At 45.7% G+C, this 772-nt stretch carries 1 protein-coding gene; it reads right to left on the reverse strand.

The window, feature by feature from the left end:
* Positions 1-644: sulfite exporter TauE/SafE family protein (locus BCT81_RS03670; protein WP_102423264.1), on the reverse strand; the 644-nt coding region annotated here is incomplete at its 3' end.
* Positions 645-772: the final 128 nt, after the last annotated feature.

Here is a 772-nt window from a genome sequence, read left to right on the forward strand (position 1 = left end):
AACATGGTGACAAGCGCCACCAAAGGAATAGCAATCGCAGATAGCCACAATATGCTTGCTTCCATATCGCCTGCAGCGTAAACATTCACGGTACGTGACATCGACGTGCAAGCGAACACCATCAGCAGTGTGCTTCGTACTAAATCAAGCGTAAAAGGTTGCCTGTAGAGATGATAAACAATCGGTGGACCCGCCATACCAAATAGCCCGCCCGCGAGACCAGAGCTAAAACCTGACACCAAAAAAGACAGGGTTGTAGAGCGTTGGGTTCTGGTTTTAGGTTTGAACATAAAACTCAAGCCTGCGAATAGCACCATAGCGCCTAACAAAGCTCGTAGGATATGCGTTGCAGATTCGCTCAATTCGCCTAGCAAGAACACCCCAAGTGACACGCCGGGAATAATACCGATCACCAACACCACAAGGATTTTTAGCTCGCCAAGCAACGGCTTGCCCATCAAAGCAACCAAGCAATTGAACAAGGTGACAATACTCACCACCGAGGCAATAACATTTAGGGAAACTAGATTAAGGCTGACCGTCAAACCAATCACAATGATGCCTAACCCAAAGCCCGTGACGGTTTGAAAATAGGTGCCTAGCGCAATAGTGGCCAAAATGGCGAGTAAAACCGGTAACTCCATTAACAATCCTAATTAGGTTATTTGGGGTAATATGAGTGCATATCAGCGTTAGTTTAAGCAACTAATGTTAATACCTAAAATCAAATGTCGGCTCTTGTCTTTCTTCAACATTAGCTTCAGTGTCAGCC

The organism is Vibrio sp. 10N.261.52.A1 (assembly GCF_002876325.1).
Classification (GTDB): domain Bacteria; phylum Pseudomonadota; class Gammaproteobacteria; order Enterobacterales; family Vibrionaceae; genus Vibrio; species Vibrio chagasii.